15 protein-coding genes and 1 pseudogene are annotated in these 21,856 nt (G+C 70.1%); 10 read left to right on the forward strand and 6 right to left on the reverse strand.

The genetic code is table 11. The annotated features are described in order from the left end of the window. The first annotated feature begins 4 nt into the window (after positions 1 to 4). The 8 genes from pqqC to ACWC1K_RS13340 are packed head-to-tail and all read left to right on the forward strand — an operon-like array spanning position 5 to position 11,552. Entirely contained in the window at positions 5 to 721 is a 717-nt protein-coding gene (gene pqqC / locus ACWC1K_RS13305; protein WP_450830985.1) for a pyrroloquinoline-quinone synthase PqqC, read from the forward strand. Further along, positions 718 to 972, forward strand: a complete 255-nt coding sequence (pqqD, locus tag ACWC1K_RS13310; protein WP_450830986.1) for a pyrroloquinoline quinone biosynthesis peptide chaperone PqqD — start codon at positions 718 to 720, stop codon at positions 970 to 972. Before pqqC ends, pqqD begins: the two co-directional genes overlap by 4 nt. Beyond that, positions 969 to 2,045 (forward strand): pyrroloquinoline quinone biosynthesis protein PqqE, encoded by a 1,077-nt coding sequence (gene pqqE / locus ACWC1K_RS13315; RefSeq protein ID WP_450830987.1) that lies wholly within the window; start codon positions 969 to 971, stop codon positions 2,043 to 2,045. Before pqqD ends, pqqE begins: the two co-directional genes overlap by 4 nt. Next, on the forward strand, positions 2,042 to 3,229 hold the full coding sequence (locus tag ACWC1K_RS13320) for a glycoside hydrolase family 88/105 protein (protein ID WP_450830989.1): 1,188 nt from the start codon (positions 2,042 to 2,044) through the stop codon (positions 3,227 to 3,229). Before pqqE ends, ACWC1K_RS13320 begins: the two co-directional genes overlap by 4 nt. A 4-nt stretch (positions 3,230 to 3,233) precedes the next feature. Beyond that, on the forward strand, positions 3,234 to 4,022 hold the full coding sequence (locus ACWC1K_RS13325) for a Tat pathway signal sequence domain protein (protein WP_450830991.1): 789 nt from the start codon (positions 3,234 to 3,236) through the stop codon (positions 4,020 to 4,022). A gap of 11 nt (positions 4,023 to 4,033) precedes the next feature. Then, positions 4,034 to 7,261 carry a glycosyl hydrolase family 28 protein gene (locus ACWC1K_RS13330; RefSeq protein WP_450830993.1) on the forward strand — a complete coding sequence of 1,076 codons (3,228 nt, stop codon included), beginning with the start codon at positions 4,034 to 4,036 and terminating at the stop codon, positions 7,259 to 7,261. Next, on the forward strand, positions 7,258 to 9,510 hold the full coding sequence (locus ACWC1K_RS13335; protein WP_450830994.1) for an alpha-galactosidase: 2,253 nt from the start codon (positions 7,258 to 7,260) through the stop codon (positions 9,508 to 9,510). Before ACWC1K_RS13330 ends, ACWC1K_RS13335 begins: the two co-directional genes overlap by 4 nt. 11 nt (positions 9,511 to 9,521) lie before the next feature. Next, positions 9,522 to 11,552, forward strand: a complete 2,031-nt coding sequence (locus ACWC1K_RS13340) for a PQQ-dependent sugar dehydrogenase (protein ID WP_450830996.1) — start codon at positions 9,522 to 9,524, stop codon at positions 11,550 to 11,552. A gap of 18 nt (positions 11,553 to 11,570) precedes the next feature. Here the strand turns inward: ACWC1K_RS13340 and ACWC1K_RS13345 are convergent, their stop codons facing one another. Continuing rightward, a complete protein-coding gene (locus tag ACWC1K_RS13345) occupies positions 11,571 to 13,397 on the reverse strand; it encodes an AMP-dependent synthetase/ligase (RefSeq protein WP_450830998.1) in 1,827 nt (608 codons plus the stop codon). 241 nt (positions 13,398 to 13,638) lie between these two features. Then, on the reverse strand, positions 13,639 to 15,147 hold the full coding sequence (locus ACWC1K_RS13350) for an MFS transporter (RefSeq protein ID WP_450831000.1): 1,509 nt from the start codon (positions 15,145 to 15,147) through the stop codon (positions 13,639 to 13,641). A gap of 111 nt (positions 15,148 to 15,258) precedes the next feature. Here ACWC1K_RS13350 and ACWC1K_RS13355 point away from each other — a divergent pair, with 111 nt between their 5' ends. Further along, on the forward strand, positions 15,259 to 16,254 hold the full coding sequence (locus ACWC1K_RS13355; RefSeq protein WP_450831002.1) for an Lrp/AsnC family transcriptional regulator: 996 nt from the start codon (positions 15,259 to 15,261) through the stop codon (positions 16,252 to 16,254). A gap of 139 nt (positions 16,255 to 16,393) precedes the next feature. Here the strand turns inward: ACWC1K_RS13355 and ACWC1K_RS13360 are convergent. Beyond that, a pseudogene (locus ACWC1K_RS13360) lies at positions 16,394 to 16,558 on the reverse strand (LysR family transcriptional regulator); the annotation flags it as partial. 115 nt (positions 16,559 to 16,673) lie between these two features. After that, positions 16,674 to 17,537, reverse strand: coding sequence for a LysR substrate-binding domain-containing protein (locus ACWC1K_RS13365; protein WP_450831004.1), 864 nt, complete (start codon positions 17,535 to 17,537; stop codon positions 16,674 to 16,676). 141 nt (positions 17,538 to 17,678) lie between these two features. On the opposite strand from ACWC1K_RS13365, the gene ACWC1K_RS13370 reads away from it, so the two are divergent. Continuing rightward, on the forward strand, positions 17,679 to 18,728 hold the full coding sequence (locus tag ACWC1K_RS13370) for a bile acid:sodium symporter family protein (RefSeq protein WP_450831005.1): 1,050 nt from the start codon (positions 17,679 to 17,681) through the stop codon (positions 18,726 to 18,728). Here the strand turns inward: ACWC1K_RS13370 and ACWC1K_RS13375 are convergent. Both ACWC1K_RS13375 and ACWC1K_RS13380 read right to left on the reverse strand, forming a co-directional pair. Beyond that, a complete protein-coding gene (locus ACWC1K_RS13375) occupies positions 18,664 to 19,875 on the reverse strand; it encodes a DUF4185 domain-containing protein (protein WP_450831007.1) in 1,212 nt (403 codons plus the stop codon). The two genes, ACWC1K_RS13370 and ACWC1K_RS13375, sit on opposite strands and share 65 nt — an antisense overlap. 10 nt (positions 19,876 to 19,885) lie before the next feature. Beyond that, positions 19,886 to 21,751, reverse strand: a complete 1,866-nt coding sequence (locus tag ACWC1K_RS13380; RefSeq protein WP_450831009.1) for an exo-alpha-sialidase — start codon at positions 21,749 to 21,751, stop codon at positions 19,886 to 19,888. Positions 21,752 to 21,856 lie beyond the last annotated feature (105 nt).

Consider the following 21,856-nt stretch of genomic DNA (forward strand, 5'->3'; position numbering starts at 1 on the left):
CACCGTGACCGCGACAACCGTCCGTGCCGACGGCGCCACCGCCTGGGGAACCGCCGAGTTCACCGAGCGGCTGCGCGCCGTCGCCGCGGAGCGCTACCACGACCGCCACCCCTTCAACCTGCGGATGCACCGGGGTGAACTGAGCCCGGCGGAGCTGCGCCGCTGGATCGCCAACCGCTTCCACTACCAGCGCCACATCCCCGTCAAGGACGCCCTGATCCTCGCCAAGCTGGACCGGCCCGAGCCGCGCAGGTCCTGGCTGCGCCGGATCCAGGACCACGACGGCACGGCCGAGGGGGAGGGCGGGATCGAACGCTGGCTGCGCCTCGGCGAGGCGGCCGGGCTGCACCGCGACGAACTGTGGGAGGGCTCCCGGGTGCTGCCCGGCGTCCGCCTGGCGGTCGACGGATACGTCAACTTCTGCCGTCTGCACCCGGCCCTGGACGCGATCGCCGCCTCGCTGACCGAGCTGTCCGCTCCCGGTCTCATGCGCACCCGTATCGCCGCCTTCGAGCGCCACTACCCCTGGATCGACTCCGACGGCCTCGCCTACTTCCGCACCCGTATCGACCAGGGCGGCCGCGACGGAGCCGAGGCCCTCGCCCTGGTCCTCGACCTGGCCCGCACCCGCGATCAGCAGCAACGCGCGCTGGCCGCCCTGAAGTTCAAGTGCGAGGTGCTGTGGTCGCTGCTGGACGCGGTGGACGGAGGCGGCCCATGACCTGGCGTCCGGCACTCTCCCGCGGTGTCGTCCTGCACCACGACCGCGTGCGGGACACCGATCTGCTGCTGCTCCCCGAGCGGGTGGTCGTGCTGCGCGGCAGCGCGGGCTCCGTCCTCGGCCTCTGCGACGGCACGCGCGCGGTGGACGACATCGTCGCCGAGCTCGGCGCGCGGTACCCCGCCGCGCCCGTCGCCGACGAAGTCCCCGGCTTCCTGGCCGCGTTGCGGAAGGAGGGCTGGCTCGCATGACCGTGGCCGCCCCCTGGGCGCTGCTCGCCGAACTCACCCACGGCTGTCCGCTGCGCTGCGGGTACTGCTCCAACCCGGTCGAACTGATCGGTCGGTCAAAGGAGTTGGACGCAGGGCAGTGGTCCGACGTGTTCCGCCAGGCCGCCGACCTCGGCGTCGTGCAGACACATCTGTCCGGCGGCGAGCCGCTGCTCCGACGCGATCTGCCCCGTATCGTCGCGGCCGCCGGCACCGCGGGCCTCTACACCCAGCTGGTCACCAGCGGGGTGGGGCTGAGCGAGCGGCGCACGGAGCAGCTCGCCGAGGCCGGGCTGCGCAGCGTCCAGCTCTCGGTGCAGCACGCCGACCCGCGGGCCTCCGAGCGCATCGCGGGCGCCCGCTCGTTCGCGGCCAAGGAGCGCGCCGCCCGGCTGATCCGCGCCTCCGGTCTTCCCTTCGGCCTCAACATCGTGCTCCACCGCGCCAATCTCGACGCCCTCGACGACCTGATCGCCCTCGGTCTCTCGTGGGGCGCCGACCGCATCGAACTCGCCCACGCACAGTTCCACGGCTGGGCCCTGCGCAACCGCGCGGCGCTGCTGCCCACCCGGGAACAGGTCGAACAGGCCCGCGCCTCCGTCTCCCGCTGGCGCCAACTCCTCGACGGCGCGATGGAGCTGGTGTGGGTCGCTCCGGACTGGGTGGACGCCACCGCGAAACCCTGCATGGGCGGCTGGGGTGCGGTCTCGCTCACCGTGGCCCCGGACGGCACGGCCTTGCCCTGCCCGGCCGCGGCCGCCCTGCCGGACCTCGACCCGCCGAACGTGCGCGAGCACCGGCTGGCCTGGATCTGGCGGGAGTCGAAGGCCTTCAACGCCTATCGCGGAGAGTCCTGGATGCCCGAACCCTGCCGCGGCTGCGCCCTGCGCTCCACCGACCACGGCGGCTGCCGCTGCCAGGCCCACGCCCTCACCGGCGACGCGAGCCGTACCGACCCCGCCTGCCGGCACGCCCCCGACCACCACCTCGTACGCGATCTCGTCGAGGGGCCGCGCGGCGACCTCGCGTACGCCTACCGAAAGGGAGGAACATGAGCCCCAGACGTCTGCGGACGGCACTGACGACCCTCGCCCTCGTCACCGCCGGCCTCGTCACCCTGCCGGCGGCGACACCGGCTCCGCCCACCGCCCCCGCGCCCGCACATCTCCGGGCCGCCGCACCCGACTGGTCCGTGGCCGTCGTCGACTCCACCATGGCCCGCTACACCCCGAGCAGCATCGGCGGCTGGTCCTACCCGGTCGGCCTCTACCTCTACGGCCAGTACCTCACGTACCAGCGCACCCATGACGCCCGCTATCTGGCCTACATCAAGGACTATGTCGACCGTTTCGTGAAGAGCGACGGTTCCATCGGCCAGTCCTTCAACAGCCTGGACAGCATGCAGGCCGGCCGGCTGCTGGTGATCCTGCACCACGAGACGGGCCAGGACCGCTACCGCAAGGCGGCCAAGAAGATCGTCGACCGCCTGAGCACCTACCCGCGCACCGCCGACGGCGGCTTCTGGCACGCGGACTCCGCAAGCCGCGCCCACCAGCTCTGGTCGGACGGCGTCTACATGGTGAACCCGTTCCTCGTCGAGTACGGCAAGGAGTTCGGCGACAGCGCGTACACCGACGACGAGGCGGCGAAGCAGCTGTACGTGTACGGCAGCCATCTGCAGGTGGCGAACGGTCTGCTCCGGCACGCCTACGACGAGTCCAAGAGCGTGAGCTGGGCCGACCCGCGGACCGGGCTCGCCCCCGAGCACTGGTGCCGCGCGGTCGGCTGGTACTCCATGGCGATCGTCAATGTGCTGGACGCGCTCCCCGCGAACCATCCACGCCGGGCCCAACTCCTCGGCATCTTCGGGAAGTTGGCGGCCGGCCTGGAGAGGTACCAGGACCCGGCGACCGGACGCTGGTTCCAGGTGATCGACAAGGGCGGCCGGAGCGGCAACTGGACCGAGACGTCCTGCTCCAGCATGTTCACCTACGCGCTGTCCCGCGGGGTTCAGCAGCACTACCTCGACCCGCACTACGCGGCGGTCGCCCGCCGGGGCTACCAAGGCGTCCTCGCCAAGCTCTCGACCGGCCCCGACGGCCGTACCGACCTCGCCGACATCTCCGTCGGCACGAACGTCGGTGACTACGCGTACTACGTCGCCCGCACCCGGGCCACCAACGACTTCCACGGCCTGGGCGCCTTCCTGATCATGAACGAGCAACTGCGAGGTGATTAATGTCATGAGCACGTCCAGAAGGGCTCTGCTGGGAGCCGCCCTCGGCGGTGCGGCCGGGGCCGCGGTCGGCCTGCCGGCCACCACCGCCCACGCCGCCACCTGGCAGCAGAAGTGGGCACCGTCCGCGAGCGGCGACGGCCTCGGTGCCTTCGAGACGGTCGAGGACGACCGCGCCGACTCGCACCCCGCCGGTCATCCGCACATCTTCGCCACCGGCAACAACTGGCGCTTCAACATGCACACGGTCGACCGCGACACCTCGACCGACCGCCAGCGCCAGGAGGTCACGGGCCTGCGCAACGGCAGCGGCAGCAACTACCTCAAGTGGACCCAGGGTCAGACCTGGCGGCTCACGTACTCGATGTACATCCCGAGCTCGCTGAAGGCGACGACCACTTTCACCCACATCATGCAGATGAAGCAGCCGGGCAACGGCACCTCGCCGATCGTCGTGCAGTCCCTGCGCCGGGTGAACGGCAGGCAGACCATCGAGTTGAAGCTCGCCATCGACGACATCCTGGTCGGCCGCACCGACCTGGACCCGCTGCACGACAAATGGACCGACGTCGACTTCCAGATCAAGATCGGCAACGGCTCTGCCGGCTCGGTCCGCTGGATCCTCAAGTCCGGCGGCTCCACCGTCGTCGACGCGTCGAAGACCGGCGTCGACACCTTCCTGGCCGACCGTGTGCGCCCGAAGTGGGGCATCTACCGCTCCCTCGGCGACACCTCCGGATCCCTGCGGGACACCTACCTGCTGCTCACCAATCTCCGCGGCTACCAACTCGTCTGAGGAACCGTCATATGAGACCGCCCACCGCACAGCGGACGGGGGCGGCGGCGATCGTGTTCTTCGTCATCGCCGTCGTCCTCGGACTCGCCCACCCCGCCGCGCTCGCGGCCCCGAAGCACGCCCCGCGCGCCGCCGCCGTCTACGACGTCCGTGACTACGGAGCCAAGGCGGACGGCTCCGCCAACGACACCCCGGCCATCAACAAGGCCATCACGGCGGCGAGTTCGGCCGACGGCGGCGGAATCGTCCGCTTCCCCGCCGGCGCCTACAAGTCCAAGAACACCATCCACATGAAGAGCCATGTGACGCTCCAGCTCGACAAGGGTGCCACCCTCCAGGGCTCCGGCGCGGACACCTACGACAAGGCCGAGTCAAACCCGTACGACGCCTACCAGGACTACGGGCACAGCCACTTCCACGACGCGATGATCTACGGCGACAGGCTCACCGACATCGGCTTCGTGGGCCAGGGCGTCATCGACGGCGCGGGCAACCTGATCACCGGCAACCCGAAGACCGGCGAGGCCGACAAGATCATCTCACTGACCCGGTGCGACGGCCTCCGGATCGGTGACGGCCTCACCCTGCGCCGCGGCGGTCACTTCGCCGCGCTCATCAACGGCTGCAAGAACGTCACCTCGGACCGTCTGACCATCGACACCGCGAGCGACCGCGACGGCTGGAACATCATCTCCACGACGAACGTCACGGTGACCCACGCGAACATCAAGGCCAACGACGACGCGCTCGTCTTCAAGAGCGACTATGCCCTCGGGGCCAAGCTCCCCAACGGCCACGTCCGCGTCAACGACTCCTCCCTGTCGGCCCGTTGCTGCAATGCTCTGATGTTCGGCTCCGAGACCTGCGGAGACTTCTCGGACTACCAGTTCGAGAACATCCGCATCGACGGCGCGGACAAGTCCGGCCTCGGCATGGTCTCCATGGACGGCGCGAAGATCTCCGACGTCCACTACCGCGACATCACGATGACGAACGTCCACTCGCCGATCATGCAGAAGATCGGCACGCGGAAACGATGCGGGAACAGCCCTGGCATCGGATCGATCAGCAACATCACCTACGACAACATCACGGCCACCGGCAACAGCCCCTCCTTCAGCCCGACCCTGTGGGGCGAGAGCGGCCACCGCATCAGCGGGGTGACCTTCAACAACGTCAACATCACGGTCCCCGGCGGCAACGGCACCATGTCCACCGGAGTGCCGAGCAACGACCCGGGCGACTACAACCCGAAGGCCATCGGCACGCGCCCGGCGTACGGCTGGTACCTGCACAACGCCGACAACGTCCAGTTCACCGACAGCTCCGTCAAGTTCGCGGCGAGCGACGGCCGCCCCGCGGTCATCGCCAACGCGGCGAGCGGCATCCGTTTCACCGGTTTCACCGCGCAGCGCGGCTCGAACTCGCCGTACGACATGGGCTTCCAGGACGTCGACGGGTACTGCCTGAGCGGCGTGACACTGCGGGTGTCGAGCAGTGGATCCACCGAGAACTGTGCGCGCGCCGTACGACCCCTCGACCTGGAGAACCCCCGTCAGGACTTCCTCCGCAGCTCCGTCGGCGGCCTCTTCCTGCACTGGGGCCTGCGCACCGCACCCGCCCACACCAGCTGCTCCGCCTGGGAGAAGGACGTCACGAGCGGAGGCTGGACACCGGAGTACTGGGTGAAGGAGGCGCAGAAGCTGCACACCCAGTACCTGGTCCTCGCCACCTTCCACAGCCGCCTCGGTTACGCCCGCCCCTGGCCGTCGAAGATCCCCGGGTCCTGCTCCACCAAGCGCGACTTCCTCGGCGAGCTGATCACTGCCGCCAAGGCCAAGGGCATGAAGGTCATCCTCTACATGACCGACGACCCGAAGTGGCACGACGAGGGCGGCCACGAGTGGCTCGACTCGGCCGCCTACTCCGCCCACAAGGGCAAGAACGTCGACCTGACCACCCGCGACGGCTTCGGGCAGTTCAGCTACGACAACTTCTTCGAGGTCATGGACCGCTACCCCGACCTCGGCGGCTTCTGGATCGACAACGACAACTCCTACTGGGAGAGCCACAACCTCTACCAGCAGATCTACGACAAGCGCCCGAACTACACGCTCAGCAACAACAACGAAGACACGCCGATCATGGACATGATCAGCAATGAGCAGAAGACGGGCATGACACCCGCCTACGACTACCCGCAGGCGATCTACACGGCCCAACCCCGCCTGACCGAGGCCGACTTCAAGCTGCCCTCGACCGGTGCGTGGTGGTACGACGGCTCCAACCCCTCCGTCGACCGCGCACTCACCCTCGGCCGCCTCATCACCAACGCCGGCTCCTCGGTCAAGGCGCTGATGGCCGAGACGGCCCAGGTCAACGGCAAGTTCCCGTCGAACCAGGCTTCCTTCAACACCTTCGCCAACTCCTACCTCGACCCCATCTGGGAGTCCCTGCACGGCACCGAGGGCGGCGGCTACATGTACGGCGGCCTCAAGCCCGGCACCTGGAACGACGGTGCGTACGGGGTGACGACCATCGCCAAGGACGACGCCAACCGGCAGTACATCCACGTCCTGACCCCGCCCAGCACCAGCACCCTGCGCGTGCGGGACAACGGCTACCGCATCGCCTCCGTCACCAACCTCCGCACGGGAGCGGCGGTTTCGTGGTCGCAGTCCGGCGGCGTGCTCACCCTGAGCGGGCTCGGCACCTGGGACCCGTACGACACGGTCTTCAAGGTCACGACGGCCGGCCGCCAGGGGATCCTCACCGGCGTCAAGGTCAGCGCGAGCGCCTCCGCGAGCGGGCACGCCGCGTCGGCGGCCGGCGACGGCGACTACCTCACCTACTGGGACAACAACAAGACGCTGCCCGTGAACCTCACCTTCGACCTCGGCTCGGCCAAGAAGGTGCAGTACATCGGGCTCAATCAACGCGAGGACTCCGTCGCCTACGCCCGCTCGGACACGGAGCAGTCGGCCCGCATCAAGGACTACAAGGTGTTCCTCAGCAACGACGGCTCGACCTGGGGCAGCGCGGTCAAGTCCGGCCAGCTGCCGAGCCGCCGCGGCATCCAGGGCATCGACCTGACCGCCGCCGACGCCCGCTACGTCCGGCTCGAGGTCGACACCACCTGGGCCGCCTCCAGCGACACCACCCGCTACAAGCGACTGCGGGTCGACGAGGCGTGGATCGGCACGTCGTACGCCACACCCGCGAACGGGGGACAGTCATGATCCGTGTCAGATCGCTCACGGCCGCGGTGGCCGGGCTGCTCGTGGCGGCCGCCGTGCCGCTGGTGGGTGTCACCGCCCACCCGGCGGCCGCCTCCGACAACGGCCAGTCCGTCCGGCCCGCCATGGGCTGGTCCAGCTGGAGCTTCGTGCGCCGCACACCGACCGAGGCGAAGATCAAGGCGCAGGCCGACGCGCTGGTCTCCAGCGGTCTGAAGGACCACGGCTTCGTCCACGTCAACCTCGACGACTTCTGGCAGAAGTGCGACAGCAACGGCTTCACCGTGGACGGCTACGGCCGCTGGGCCGTCGACCTCGCCAAGTTCCCGGACGGCATCAAGGGGGTGGCCGACTACGTCCACTCCAAGGGCCTGAAGTTCGGCTTCTACGTCACACCCGGCATCGCGAAGAACGCCGTCACCAAGAACACACCGATCGAGGGGACCTCGTACCACGCGAAGGACATCGCGGACACGTCCAGGACCGAGAAGAACTACAACTGCAAGAACATGTACTACATCGACTACTCCAAGCCGGGCGCGCAGGAGTTCGTCAACTCCTGGGCCAAGCAGTTCGCGTCCTGGGGTGTCGACTACCTGAAGATCGACGGGGTGGGCAGCGCCGACATTCCCGACGTCCAGGCCTGGGACAAGGCGCTGCGGGCGAGCGGACGGCCCATCAACTTCGCCCTGTCCAACAACCTGCCGATCGCGGATGCCTCCACCTGGCGGAAACTGGCCAACAGCTGGCGCACCCAGGGTGACGTCGAGTGCTACTGCGGGCCGGGGAGCAACGGCAGCGGCTATCCGCTGACCGACTGGTCCCATGTCTCCAAGCGCTTCGACTCGGCCGCCTCCTGGCAGCCGTACGCCGGCCCCGGCGGCTGGAACGACCTGGACTCGCTGGAGATCGGCAACGGCGACCAGGTGGGCCTGACGGCCGACCAGCGCCGCTCGCACTTCACGCTGTGGTCGATGGCGGCGGCCCCGCTGCTGCTCGGCACCGACCTCACCCGACTCGACTCCGTCGACAAGGCCATGCTGACCAACGACCGGCTGATCGGCGTCGACCAGGACGGGGTCGCCGCGAAGCGGATCGTGAGCAGTGGTGTCAGACAGGTCTGGAGCAAGAAGGAGAGCGACGGACAGTACGTCGTGGCCCTGTTCAACACCGGGACCTCGGGCAACGCGACGGTGAGCGTGAACTGGTCGCAGGTCGGCTTCAGCGGCTCGGGGGACGTGACCGACCTCTGGTCCGGATCCCACAAGGGCGTGATCGCCGACTCCTACAGCGCGACCCTGCGTCCGGGCGAGACCAGGCTCATCCGGGTCAAACCCGTCAACTCCCTGAAGACGGCGGCCGCCTCACCCGGGTTCGCCGTGGCCCCCTACGAGTACCTCGGCTGGGGCAGCCCCCAAAGCCCCACGTCGGTGATGTCCGCGACCGGCGTCAAGTGGTTCACCCTCGCCTTCATCCTCTCCGACGGCACCTGCAACCCGAAGTGGGACGGCTCCCGCCCGCTGACCGGGGGCAGCGACCAGTCCACGATCAACGCGATCAGAGGCGCGGGCGGTGACGTGGTCGTCTCCGTCGGCGGCTGGAGCGGGAACAAGCTCGGCGAGAAGTGCTCCAGCGCCTCCGCTCTCGCGGGCGCCTACCAGAAGGTGATCAACGCCTACAGGCTGAAGGCGCTCGACATCGACATCGAGAACACCGAGTGGTCCAAGGCGACCGTGCGGCAGCGGGTGGTCGACGCGCTGAAGACGGTGAAGGCGAACAACCCGGGCCTGAAGACCGTCATCACCTTCGGCACCACCTCCAGCGGCCCCGACTCCACCGGCGTCGACATGATCAAGCGGGCCGCCAACTCCGGTCTGGCCAACGACGTCTGGTGCATCATGCCGTTCGACTTCGGCGGCGGCACCACGAACATGGGCAGCCTCACCACCAAGGCCATGGAAGGACTCAAGGCCCAGGTGAAGTCGGCGTACGGCTACAGCGACGCCACCGCCTACACCCACATCGGGCTCTCGTCGATGAACGGCAGGACCGACGACTCCGGTGAGCGCGTGCGGGTGGCCGACTTCAAGACCATGCTCGCCTACGCCCAGCAGCACCACATCGGACGGCTCACCTACTGGGCCGTCAACCGCGACCGGGCCTGCGGCTCGGGCACCGACGGCGACGCCTGCAGCGGCGTGACGCAGCAGCCGTACGACTACCTCAAGGTCTTCACCCAGTACACGGGCTGAGGGGAACAACCGTGAACATCAGAAGAGTACTGCCGTACGGCGTCGCGGCGGCCCTGGCGCTGCCGCTCGCCGGACTCGGCCAGGGCACCGCGCTGGCCGCCACCGACTACCAGGCCGAGGACGCCCAGATCTCCCAGGGCACCGTGGCCACCAACCACACCGGGTACACCGGCACCGGCTTCGTCGACTACACCAACATCAAGGGCTCCTATGTGGAGTTCACGGTGAGCGCGGCCTCCGCCGGCACCTCCGCCCTCACCCTGCGCTACGCCAACGGGACCTCCACCGACCGGCCGATGGACATCTCCGTGGGCGGCACGGTCGTCGCCTCCGGGGTGTCCTTCCCGGCCACCGCCGACTGGAACACCTGGGTCACCAAGACCGTCAACGTCCCGCTGACCGCGGGCACCGACAAGATCCGGGCCACCGCCACCACCGCCAACGGCGGCCCCAACCTCGACCGGATCAGCCTCGACGCGGCCGCCGACACCCAGGCCCCGACCCGTCCCGGACAGCCCAGCTGCTCGGACATCGGCGAGAACTCCCTCACCCTGGCCTGGGGCGCGTCCACGGACAACGTGGGGGTGAGCGCGTACGACATCTACGAGCACGGCAACAAGATCAGTGAGGCGCCGGGGAGTTCGACCTCCAAGGCGCTGACCGGGCTCACCCCGAACACCGACTACAACCTCACGGTGATCGCCCGTGACGCGGCGGGCAACACCTCGTCCGCCAGCCCGGTCGTCGACTGCACCACCAGGCCCAGCTCCGACACCTCCCCGCCGAGCAGGCCGGGCACGCTGTCCGCGAGCAACGTCACCGCCAACAGCGCCGACCTCAAGTGGGGCGCCTCGACCGACGACAAGGGGGTCGTCGCGTACGACGTGCGCAGCGACACCACCGTCTACGACACGGTCACCACCGGCACGTCGACCACGCTCACCGGGCTCGCCTGCAACAGTCCTTACAGTCTGAACGTCGTCGCCCGTGACGCGGCCGGCAATGTCTCCGATCCGAGCAACACCGTCACCTTCACCACCAAGGCGTGCGCGACCGACGGCGGTGTCCCGTCCTCGATCGCCACGCTCTCCAGCGGCTGGACCATCCCCTGGGGCACCTACTGGATGCCCGACGGCAAGACCGCCCTGGTCACCGAGCGGGACGACTTCAAGGTCTGGAAGGTCACCAAGGACGGCACGAGGACGCAGGTCGGCACCGTCCCGAACGCCGTCACCACCAACGGCGAGGGCGGACTGCTCGGCGTCGCCGTCGACCCCAAGTGGGACACCAACCACTACGTCTACTTCATGCACACCGCCTCCGAGGGCAACCGGGTCGTGCGCATGACGTACGACGGCACCAAGCTCAGCGACTACAAGATCCTGCTCCAGGGCATCAAGAAGAACCGCTACCACAACGGCGGCCGCCTCGCCTTCGGCCCCGACGGGTACCTCTACGTCTCCACCGGCGAGGCCCAGACACCGGACCTGGCTCAGGACAAGAACTCCCTCAACGGCAAGATCCTGCGCATGACGACGGACGGGAAGCCGGCCCCCGGCAACCCGTTCGGCAACTACGTCTACAGCCTCGGCCACCGCAACCCGCAGGGCCTCGCCTTCGACCGCAACGGCCGTCTGTGGGAGGCGGAGTTCGGCAACAGCTCCAAGGACGAACTCAACCTCATCAAGCCGGGCGCCAACTACGGCTGGCCGATCTGCGAGGGCTCCTGCAGCACCGCCGGGATGACCAACCCGAAGGCCACCTGGAACGTCTCCGAGGCCTCGCCCAGCGGTATCGCGATCGTCCGCAACGTCGTCTACATGGCGTCCCTGCGCGGCGAGCGGCTGTGGCGCATCCCGATCAACGGGGACAACGAGAGCGTCGGCACACCGACCGCGTACTACGTGGGAACGTACGGCCGGCTGCGGACCGTGACCAAGGTGCCGGGCGCCGACCAGCTGTGGCTGTCGACCACCAACTGCGACAACAACGGAAACCAGCCGGACGGATCGGACAAGCTCTTCCGCATCAACATCAGCTGACGGTATGTCAGGACGGGCTCAGGCCCGGTAGAGCGCCTCGACCTCGTTGGCGTAGGCGTTCTCGATGGCCTTGCGCTTCAGCTTCAGGGACGGGGTCAGCAGACCGTGTTCCTCGGTGAAGGGCTGGGCCAGTATCCGAAAGGTGCGGATCGACTCGGCCTGTGAGACGAGGGTGTTGGCGGCGACCACCGAACGCCGCACCTCCGTCTCCAGGTCGGCGTCCCGCACCAGCTCGGCCGGCGACATCTGCGGCTTGCCGCGCATGGCCAGCCAGTGCTCGACGGCCTCCTGGTCGAGGGTGACCAGGGCGGCGATGTAGGGGCGGTCGTTGCCGACGACGATGCACTGGTTGACCAGCGGGTGGTCGCGCACCCGCTCCTCCAGCAGACCGGGGGAGACGCTCTTGCCGCCGGAGGTCACCAGGATCTCCTTCTTGCGGCCGGTGATCGTGAGGAAGCCGTCCTCGTCGAGGGAGCCCAGGTCACCGGTGGCGAGCCAGCCGTCGTGCAGGGTCTCGTCGGTGGCCTTCTGGTTGTTGAGGTAGCCCTGGAAGATGTTCGGGCCGTGCAGCCAGATCTCGCCGTCGTCCGCGATGTGCACGGTCACGCCCGGGATGGGCTGGCCGACGGTTCCGTAGCGGGTGCGCTCGGGCGGATTGGCGGTCGCGGCCGCCGTCGACTCGGTGAGGCCGTAGCCCTCGTAGATCTGCACGCCGGCGCCCGCGAAGAACAGGCCGAGGCGGCGGTCCATCGCGGAGCCGCCGGAGATGGCGTTGCGGATACGGCCGCCCATAGCGGCCCGCACCTTGGAGTAGACCAGCTTGTCGAAGAGCTGGTGCTGCACGCGCAGTCCGGCCGAGGGGCCGGGGCCGATGCCCCAGGCCTTCGCCTCGACGGCGTCCGCGTATTTCACCGCGATCTCGACGGCCTTCTCGAAGGGTCCCGTCTTGCCTTCCTTCTCGGCCTTGCGGCGGGAGGCGTTGAAGACCTTCTCGAATATGTACGGCACCGCCAGGATGAACGTCGGCTTGAACGCCTGCAGGTCCGGCAGCAGCGCGGCGGCGTTCATCTGCGGCTGGTGGCCGAAACGGATCCCGTGGCGGATCGCGGTGACCTCCACCATCCGTCCGAAGACGTGCGCGAGCGGCAGGAACAGCAGTGTCGCCGCCTCGTCGCCCTTCTTGGAGTGGAAGACCGGCTCCATGTGCTCGGCGACCGTGTCCGCCTCGTACATGAAGTTGGCGTGGGTGATGACGCAGCCCTTGGGGCGGCCCGTGGTGCCCGAGGTGTAGATGATCGTCGCGGTCGAGTCGGGGGTGACGGCCTGCCGGTGCCGGTGCACCACCTCGTCGTCGATGTACACGCCCGCGTCGTACAGCTCCTGCACGGCTCCGAGGTCGAGCTGCCACAGCTGGTGCAGCTGAGGCAGCCGGTCGATGACGCTGGCGATCGTCATCGCGTGGTCCTCGTGCTCCACGATCGCCGCCGAACACTCGGCGTCGTAGAGCATCCAGAAACACTGCTCGGCCGAGGACGTGGGATAGATCGGCACCACCTGGGCGCCGATCGTCCACAGCGCGAAGTCGAACAGCGTCCACTCGTAGCGGGTACGGGACATGATCGCGACGCGGTCGCCGAAGCGGATGCCGCGCGCCAGCAGCCCCTTGGCCAGGGCCAGCACCTCGTCCCGGAACTCCGCCGCCGTCACATCACGCCACTGCCCCTGGTCGTCCTTGCGGCCGAGGCTGATGTGCAGCGGGTCTTCCTGGGCACGCTCGAAGACGACGTCGGCCAGGCCGCCCACCGGCGGTGACAACGTCAACGGAGGGTTGGTGAACTCGCGCAAACCCGCTCCCCGTTCCTCGGCGCCCGATTTAGTGCTACTCCGCACAGGGCGTGAAAGCTACCCCAGACGGCGACAGGGCGGGAGGGGGGCCGAATCCGAGCAGTGCTCCGGTACACGCTGGTCACGGCCGGAAAATGCGCTCACATCCGGAAGGGTCGGACAGAAAACTGACGGTTGAGTAAGTTTCGGTCCCGTAATCTCCACCGAATCTGTACGACCTGGTAACCGGCCCAGGCGCCCGTCAGTGGCCCCGTCCGAGTGGGGCCGTCCTCTCCTCTGTCAGCGCGGGAGCGGAGGATTCCGTTACCTCCGGCCGGGTGGGGCGCGCCGTCCTGACCAGGACGATCACCAGCGCTCCGGCGGCCGTCGCGGTCAGCCCCGCCGCCATGGCCGCGGTGTTCAGGCCCGACGCGAACACCGACCGCAGCGCATGCTCGGAGAAGGCGCCGCGCAGGGCCCCAGCCCCGCCTCCCGCCAGGGCATGGGCCGCCTCGCGCGGCAGCGTGCTTTGCATGCGCGACGTCAGCACGGTGCCGTAGACGGCGATGCCGAGCGCGAGGCCGAGCTGCCGGAACGTGTTGACCGCGCCGCCCGCCATCCCGGACCGCTCCGGGGGTACGGCGGCCAGCGCCGCGCCCGCGATCCCCGGACCCACGAGCCCCGTACCGACACCGACCAGCACCATGCCCGGCGCCAGCGCGGCCGCCGTCGACCCCGCGTCCAGCACCGTCATGCAGAACTGCCCCGAACCGACCAGCAGCAGCCCGCCGCCGACCGTGATCCGCACGGGCACCCCGTGCAGCAGTCGCCCGCCGGCCGCGGCCACCACGAACGCCGACACTGACATCCACAGGAACACCGCACCGCCGCGCACCGGGCTGATCCCGAGCAGCGACTGCATCCATATCGAGTCGTACGCCATGAGACCGAAAGCCCCCGCGTTGAAGGCGAGCGCACCCAGCATCACGACGGAGAACGCGGGCTTGAGGAACAGCCGCGGATCCAGCAGCGGGTCCGCGCCGCGCCGCTCCACGGCGACGAAGCAGACCAGCGCCACGACCGCCGCCGCGAACGTCACGAGGGTGCCCGTCTCGCCCCAGCCGTGCTCCCCGGCCCGCACCGCCCCGTACGTCAGCCCGCCCGCGAAGGCCGCGAACGTCAGGGTGCCCGCCCAGTCGATGCGCCGGTCACGCGAACCGTGCGACTCCGGCACGAACCTCAGCGTCAGCCACACCGCGACCACGCTCACCGGCAGATTGACGTAGAAGATCCACCGCCAGCCCGGTCCGTCCGTCAGCAGCCCGCCGAGCACCGGCCCCACCGCGGCCGCCGCGCCGCTGACCGCGCCCCACACGCCGAGCGCCACCGACCGCTGTTTGCCCTGGTAGACGGAGCCCAGCAGCGGCAGTGTGGTCGCGAGCATCGCGGCCCCGCCGAGGCCCTGGAGTGCGCGCGAGGCGATCAGCATCCCCGGTCCGCCCGCAAGACCGCACAGCAGCGAGGCCGTCGCGAACACCACCACGCCCACGACGTGCACCCGCCGCCGGCCCAGGACGTCGGCCGCGGCGCCCGTGCCGAGCAGCAGCGCGGCCAGCGCCAGCGCGTACCCGTCCATCACCCACTGCAGATCGCTCAGTGAGGCGTGCAGTGAACCCGCCATGTCCGGCAGTGCGACCACCGCGATGGTCACGTCCAGCAACAACATGAATGTGCTCAGGCACACCGCCGTGAGCGGCCCCCATGTACGCATGTCCTCAACTCCTTGTGCGATGGATGCGTAGGACTCCGTACGATGGGGCAGGCCGGACGATCGCGGTGGCTGTAGCTGTCCAGGCGCTGAAATCCGACACCAGAGGGCGGTATGGAGACGAATTCCCACGCACGGCTGGCACCCGGGTTCGACGAGCTCGACCTGCGCCTGCTGTCGGCGCTGGAGGTCGACGGCCGGGCTCCCTTCAGTCGCATCGCGGCGGTGCTCGGGGTCTCCGACCAGACCGTCGCCCGCCGCTACCGGCGGCTGTGCGCCGAGGGCGGGCTGCGGATCGTGGTGATGCGGGACGCGGACCGGCTCGGCCGGGACCAGTGGATGCTGCGGGTGCGCTGCGCGCCGGACAGTGCCCCGGCCATCGGGGAAGCGCTGGCGAAGCGGCCCGACACCAGCTGGGTCGCGCTCGTCTCGGGCGGGACCGAGGTCCTCTGCCTGACCCGCCCGCGCAGCTCCGGCGACCACGACGACCTGCTCCTCGGCAAACTCCCGCGCACCCCCAGCGTGGTCGAGATCCGCGCCCACCAGTTGCTGCACCGGTTCTACGGCGGCCCACAGGGGTGGATCACCAAGTTCGGGGCACTCACCGCCGAGGAGACCGAGGCCCTGCGCCCCCGGGCCGAGCCTGCGGCCGGGCCCGTCCGCCTCACCGCGCAGGACGAGCCGCTGCTGGCCGCGCTGGAGCGCGACGGCCGGGCCACCTACCCCGAACTGCAGCGCGCCACCGGCCTGTCCGAGTCCGCGGTCAAGCGCCGCCTCGCCGCACTGTTCGCCGCGGGGGCCGTGTACGTCGACTCGGAGAGCGACCCGGAGCTGGTCGGCCACCCGGTGGCCGCGATCCTGTGGATCACCGCCGCCCCGGCCGCCCTGCACTCCGTCGGCGAGGCCCTCGCCGGCCACCCCCAGATCGCCCATGCCTCCGCGGCCACGGGCCCCTGCAACATCATCGCGACCGCGCTGGCCGAGAGTACCGCCGGCCTGTACGCCTACCTCAGCGGTCCGCTGGGCCACCTGGAGGGCGTCCAGCACGTGGAGACGACGGTCTTCCTGCGCCGCATAAAACAGCTCACCTACCCGCTCCCGACCCGCTGACCAGGCCCTGAAGGAGCGCGGGGCCGTGTCGATATGCGGCTCCGCCGCGCAGGCGCGACAAGCCACGACGAACCGGTAGTCGACAGACGGCGTATCGCGGCACAGCCGGCGCAACTTTCGCGCACAGCCGGCGGAGCGCTCAGCGCCGGTGCAGCCGCACCCCGCCCGCCAGGATCGTCGCCGCGAGCGCGTCCGCCGCGCTCTGGGCGGGGGTGCGGCGGGTGCCGTGGTCCAGGACGAAGTCGACGCGGCCGAGTTCGGGCAGGCCGAGGCGGTCGGGGACGCGGACCGGGCGGTGCGGCAGCTGCTCTCAAGGGGCGCGGGGCCGTGTCGACATGCGGCTCCGCCGCGCGGGCGTGGCCGGCCATGGCGGGTCCGCAGACGGCAGAAGACCTGTCGGGGCACGGCCGGCCCGGCGCTCAGCGCCGGTGCAGCCGCACCCCGCCCGCCAGGATCGTCGCCGCGAGCGCGTCCGCCGCGCTCTGGGCGGGGGTGCGGCGGGTGCCGTGGTCCAGGACGAAGTCGACGCGGCCGAGTTCGGGCAGGCCGAAGCGGTCGGGGACGCGGACCAGGCCAGGGGGGATCAGGCCGCGGGAGTGCGCCATGACGCCGAGGCCGGCCCGGGCGGCCGCGATCAGGGCGCTCAGGCTGCCGCTGGTGCAGGCGATGCGCCACGGGCGGCCCTGCCGCTCCAGGGACTCGAAGGCGAGCGCGCGCGTGATGCCCGGCGGAGGGAAGACGATCAGCGGCACCGGCCGGTCCGCGTCCAGGCGCAGCCGCTCCGCACCGATCCACACCAGCTCGTCGTGCCAGACCAGCTCGCCCCGCGGGTCCTCCGGGCGCCGCTTGGCCAGCACCAGGTCCAGCTTCCCGGCGGCCAGCTGCTCGTGCAGGGTGCCCGACAGCTCGACCGTCAGCTCCAGATCGACCTCCGGATGGTCGTGCCGGAAGCCCTCCAGGATCTCCGGCAGCCGGGTCAGCACGAAGTCCTCCGAGGCGCCGAAGCGCAGCCGGCCCCGCAGCCGTGTGCCCGTGAAGAACGCCGACGCCTGCTCCTGCACCTCCAGGATCCGCCGCGCGAACCCGAGCATCGCCTCACCGTCCTCCGTCAGCTCCACGGAGTGGGTGTCCCGGGAGAACAGCTGCCGCCCGGTGGCGTCCTCGAGGCGACGCACGTGCTGGCTGACGGTGGACTGCCGCAGCCCCAGCCGCCGGGCGGCCTGCGTGAAGCTCAGCGTCTGGGCGACCGCCAGGAAGGTGCGCAGGTGGGAGGGGTCGTACATGGCGACCACGGTAGCCGCTTATCGTGGATCGCGATAACAGTCAGAGCGGTATGACGGATTCCCGATCGGCTCTCGGAGGAGGACGATGGGCGGGGGCCCTCCGGCCCCGGACCGCCGACAGCAACAAGCAAGTGGAGCACCGTGAAACGCCTGCGATGGCCGAGTTGGATACCGATCGACCCGTACATCCTGCTGCTGCTCGGGACGGTGGGCCTCGCGGCTCTTCTCCCGGCGCGCGGGGCGGGGGCCGACGTGGCCTCGGGCGCCTCCACGGCCGCGATCGCCTTCCTCTTCTTCCTGTACGGCGCCCGGCTCTCCACCCGTGAGGCGCTGGACGGACTCAAGCACTGGCGGCTGCACGGCACGGTCCTCGCCTGTACGTTCGTGATCTTCCCGCTGCTGGGCCTGGCCGCCCGCGGTCTCGTCCCGGTCCTCCTGACCCACCCGCTCTACCAGGGACTGCTCTTCCTCACTCTCGTCCCCTCGACCATCCAGTCGTCGATCGCCTTCACGTCGATCGCCAGAGGAAACGTTCCGGCGGCGATCTGCGCGGGCTCCTTCTCCTCCCTCGTCGGCATCGTGATCACCCCGCTCCTCGCGGCGGCCCTGCTGGGCAGCAGCGCCGGCGGGTTCTCGGCCGACTCGCTCGTCCAGATCGTGCTCCAGCTGCTGGTGCCGTTCCTCGCCGGGCAGCTGCTGCGTCCCTGGATCGGCGGGTTCGTCGCCCGGCACAAGAAGGTCCTCGGACTGGTCGACCGCGGCTCGATCCTGCTGGTCGTCTACACCGCGTTCAGCGAGGGCATGGTCCAGGGCATCTGGCACCAGGTGAGCCCGGTCCGGCTGGGCGGCCTGCTGGTCGTGGAGGCCGTCCTGCTCGCCGTGATGCTCGCCCTGACCTGGTACGGCGGCAAGGCGCTGCGCTTCGGCCGAGAGGACCGGATCGCCCTCCAGTTCGCCGGCTCCAAGAAGTCCCTCGCCTCCGGTCTCCCCATGGCGAGCGTCCTGTTCGGCGCCCACGCCTCGCTGGCCGTGCTGCCGCTGATGCTCTTCCACCAGATGCAGCTGATGGTGTGCGCGGTGATCGCCAAGCGCCGCTCGCACGACCCCGTGGAGGAAGCCGCCCAGGTCACTGCGACCGGGTCACCCGCAGCGTCACGAACCGCGGCCGGTACAGGGTCACGTTCGCGTTGATGCTCGCCGAAGCGCCGCTCGTCTCCAGCCAGTTGACGTCGTAGCTCAGCACCAGCCGCCCGTCGCCGCTGAGCTCGGGATGCACCTGCGGGTTGTACGCGGCGACGCCCGCCGTCGGCAGCGAGGGGCTGAAGCTCCTCGTCGGGCCGTGCCACGGCCCGGCGGGGGAGCACGCCCAGTAGGAGGTCACGGTGGTCAGACCGGCCGTCCCCGCCGCCATCGTGAACAGCACATACGTCCCGCCCACCCGCACCACCGAGAACGCGCTGCCCACCTTCGCCCCGCTCACCGGCCGCGGCCGAAGCCCCCACCCCGAGCCGTCCCAGTACCGCCAGGCGCCCGTGTCCCCGAGCCGCCCCTGCGGCACCCGCGCCACATACGCCGACGAGGCCGGCCGGGACGCCGCCTGCCCGTCGTCGCCGCCGAAGACATACGTCCAACCGCCCTTCTCCACCAGCGTCGTACCGAACAGGATCCGGTGCGACGGATCGGGCACCAGGCTCTGGTCGAGCACCTTCACCACCGACTCGACCCGCAGATCCGGCAGGGAGAGCGTGGCGACCTCGGTCGCGGTGGGCACTCCGTAGATCCACGGGGACTGCCCGGCCGCCCGCACCCACAGCAGCACCCGGACGACCTTCTCGGAGGAACCGGGGGAGCGCGGTTCGACCCGCGCCGCGACCGGCCAGCGCCACTGGTTCTGGGCGGGGTCGGGGAAGAGCGGGGCGGGGAGCGTGGTCCGCAGGCGGCCCCCGCCGTCCATCACCACGGCCGAGTTGCGCACCAGCGGGGCCGTCGTGTCCCGCCAGGCGTACGACTCGCCGACCGGGTTGGGCGGACGGTGCACCTGGCCGAGATAGGTGTCCGAGAACAGCCACAGCACCCGCCCGTCCGGCAGCCGCACCGAATGGGTGCCGTCGCCGCCGGTCCAGTCGTCGGTACGGGTCGCGTCGTCGCCGTACCGTGCGAACTCCCCGGTGAGACGGTCGTCGGCCGACCACGAGGAGACCGTGTGCGGTGTACAGGCGCCGCCCTCCCGCCGACCGTGCTCCGGGAGGGCGGTGAGCAGCACGGCCCCGAGAACCAGGGCCAGCAGCAGGCCGAGGCCGGTTCCCGTCCGCTGTCGTGCTCGTACGTCGTCGGGCACCCACGGGACGTTAGTGGCTGTTGCTCACATGGTCCATGGGCAGCCACAGCACCGTGTCCTTCAGGGAGGTGTCACGGGTGGCGAGTTCCTCGTCGCTCAGCGCCCGGTCCCACACCTGGACCTCGTCGATCGCTCCGGTGAAGAAGGCCCGGCTGTCCATGCGCTGCCCGATGTGCACACCGAACGGCGAGTTCCGGCTCACCGAACCGGGCACGTCGGCGGTACTGAACTCGGTGCCGTCGATGAACAGCGTCAACCGTCCTCCGCCGCGCCGCAGTGCCAAGTGGTGCCACTGCCCGTCGTTGTACGCCCCCGTGGTGCGCACGGACGCCGACTGCGGGGCAGCCGCGCCGCCCCGCACGGTGATCAGCCCCTGGACGCGGTTGCTCGCGGGCTCGCCGCGCAGCCAGACCTGGGGCTGCGTGGTGCCGGTCCCGCCCATCCACAGCAGCGGCTGCTCACCGGTCGTGGCCGTGTACCGGAACCACAGCGAGGCCGTGAAGTCCTTTGCCCCGAGCGGGAGTTCGTCCCGATACGGCAGGCGTACGGCGTCGTCGGCACCGTCGAACTCCAGCGCCCCGCCGAACACGCCGTCCGTCTCCCGGGCGCCCCCGAGCACGGCCGCCGGCGGCTCGTGACGGGCGAGGTCGACGGTGGTCGGATCCGGGCCGCGGCGCGGCCGCAGCCAGTCCTCGGTGAAGCGGGCGAAGCGGATCTCGTCGCGGGCGTCGACGGCACCGCCCTCGTACATCAGCCCCACCGTGTCGCGGTCGGCGCGCACCATGTCGGAGTAGCCCGACCAGTCCGGGGTGACCACCGTGCCGCGGTCCACGCTGTCCCAGGTGCGTCCGCCGTCGTAGGAGGAGCGGACCATCATGGTCCTGCGGCGGTCGGGGTCCCCGGGGCAGGCCAGCAGCAGCCGGTCGCCCATGCGCAGCATCGAGCCCTGCACCTGCGGCGTGTAGAGGTCGGGCAGGTCGCGGAACGGCGTGGCGAAGCTGTCGCCGCCGTCCCGGCTGACCGTCTGGGTGCGGTGGCCGAGGTCGGTGCCGTCCTGCTCGCGGCCGCTGACCAGGACCGAGCCGTCGGTGCGCTCGGTGAGCGTGAGCTCGGAGGGCTTCTGCCGGAAGGTGCCGTCCTCGGCGATCGGCCAGGAATCGGTGGCGCCGATCCGCCAGTGGCCGCCGTCGTCGTCGCTGACGATCAGCGCCGCGTGGTTGGCGGTGACCTGACTGCCGTTCCATGTCTCGGTGTTGACGCCGAAGACCAGCCGCCCGGCGTGCCTGCCGCGGGTGAGCTGGATGCCGTGCACGGGCCCGGTGGCGTACCAGGAGTTCCAGTCCGCGGGCAGGATCTCGGAACTCAGGTCACGCGGCTCGGACCAGGTCAGCCCGTCGTCGTCGCTGTACTGCAGATGCGGGGTCCGGTCGCAGGGCACCGTGCAACTGGAGCCGTCCGCACGGCCCGTGTTGTACGTCTCGGCCAGCAGAACGCGACCCGTCGCGCGGTCCACGACCGGCGCCGGATTGCCGTGCGTGTCACCGCCGCCGTGGTTGACGACCTGGAGCGGGCCCCAGCTGCGGCCGCCGTCAGTGGAGCGCTTGAGGACGAGGTCGATGTCGCCGGCGTCCCCGCAGTTGCGGACGCGGCCCTCGGCGAAGGCCAGCAGTGTGCCGTCGGCCGACTTCACGATCGCCGGTATGCGGAAGCAGGCGTAGCCGGGGTCCTGGGAGGCCCTGAAGATCACCTGCTGTTCGAACGCGGGAGCGGCGGTGGGCGTCTGGGCTTGTGCGGGATGCGGCGACGCGGTCAGTACGGCGGTGACGGCAACTGCTGTGAACACGGTTCTCAGACGGGCGCGAAGACGTGACGGCATGGTGCGAACCTGCCCTTCAGAGGTCTGGACATCTGGACATCCCACGTCCAATGTCCGCACCACAGAGGCTAGTTGGGGTCTCCGGAGCCTCACAAGGACCGTGCA

This window comes from Streptomyces sp. NPDC001492 (assembly GCF_053597275.1).

Coding starts and splice junctions, on each gene's coding strand:
- pqqD (WP_450830986.1), top strand. CDS start 718: ATGACCTGGCGTCCGGCACTCTCCCGCGGTGTCGTCCTGCACCACGAC.
- pqqE (WP_450830987.1), top strand. CDS start 969: ATGACCGTGGCCGCCCCCTGGGCGCTGCTCGCCGAACTCACCCACGGC.
- ACWC1K_RS13320 (WP_450830989.1), top strand. CDS start 2,042: ATGAGCCCCAGACGTCTGCGGACGGCACTGACGACCCTCGCCCTCGTC.
- ACWC1K_RS13325 (WP_450830991.1), top strand. CDS start 3,234: ATGAGCACGTCCAGAAGGGCTCTGCTGGGAGCCGCCCTCGGCGGTGCG.
- ACWC1K_RS13330 (WP_450830993.1), top strand. CDS start 4,034: ATGAGACCGCCCACCGCACAGCGGACGGGGGCGGCGGCGATCGTGTTC.
- ACWC1K_RS13335 (WP_450830994.1), top strand. CDS start 7,258: ATGATCCGTGTCAGATCGCTCACGGCCGCGGTGGCCGGGCTGCTCGTG.
- ACWC1K_RS13350 (WP_450831000.1), bottom strand. CDS start 15,147: ATGCGTACATGGGGGCCGCTCACGGCGGTGTGCCTGAGCACATTCATG.
- ACWC1K_RS13355 (WP_450831002.1), top strand. CDS start 15,259: ATGGAGACGAATTCCCACGCACGGCTGGCACCCGGGTTCGACGAGCTC.
- ACWC1K_RS13365 (WP_450831004.1), bottom strand. CDS start 17,537: ATGTACGACCCCTCCCACCTGCGCACCTTCCTGGCGGTCGCCCAGACG.
- ACWC1K_RS13380 (WP_450831009.1), bottom strand. CDS start 21,751: ATGCCGTCACGTCTTCGCGCCCGTCTGAGAACCGTGTTCACAGCAGTT.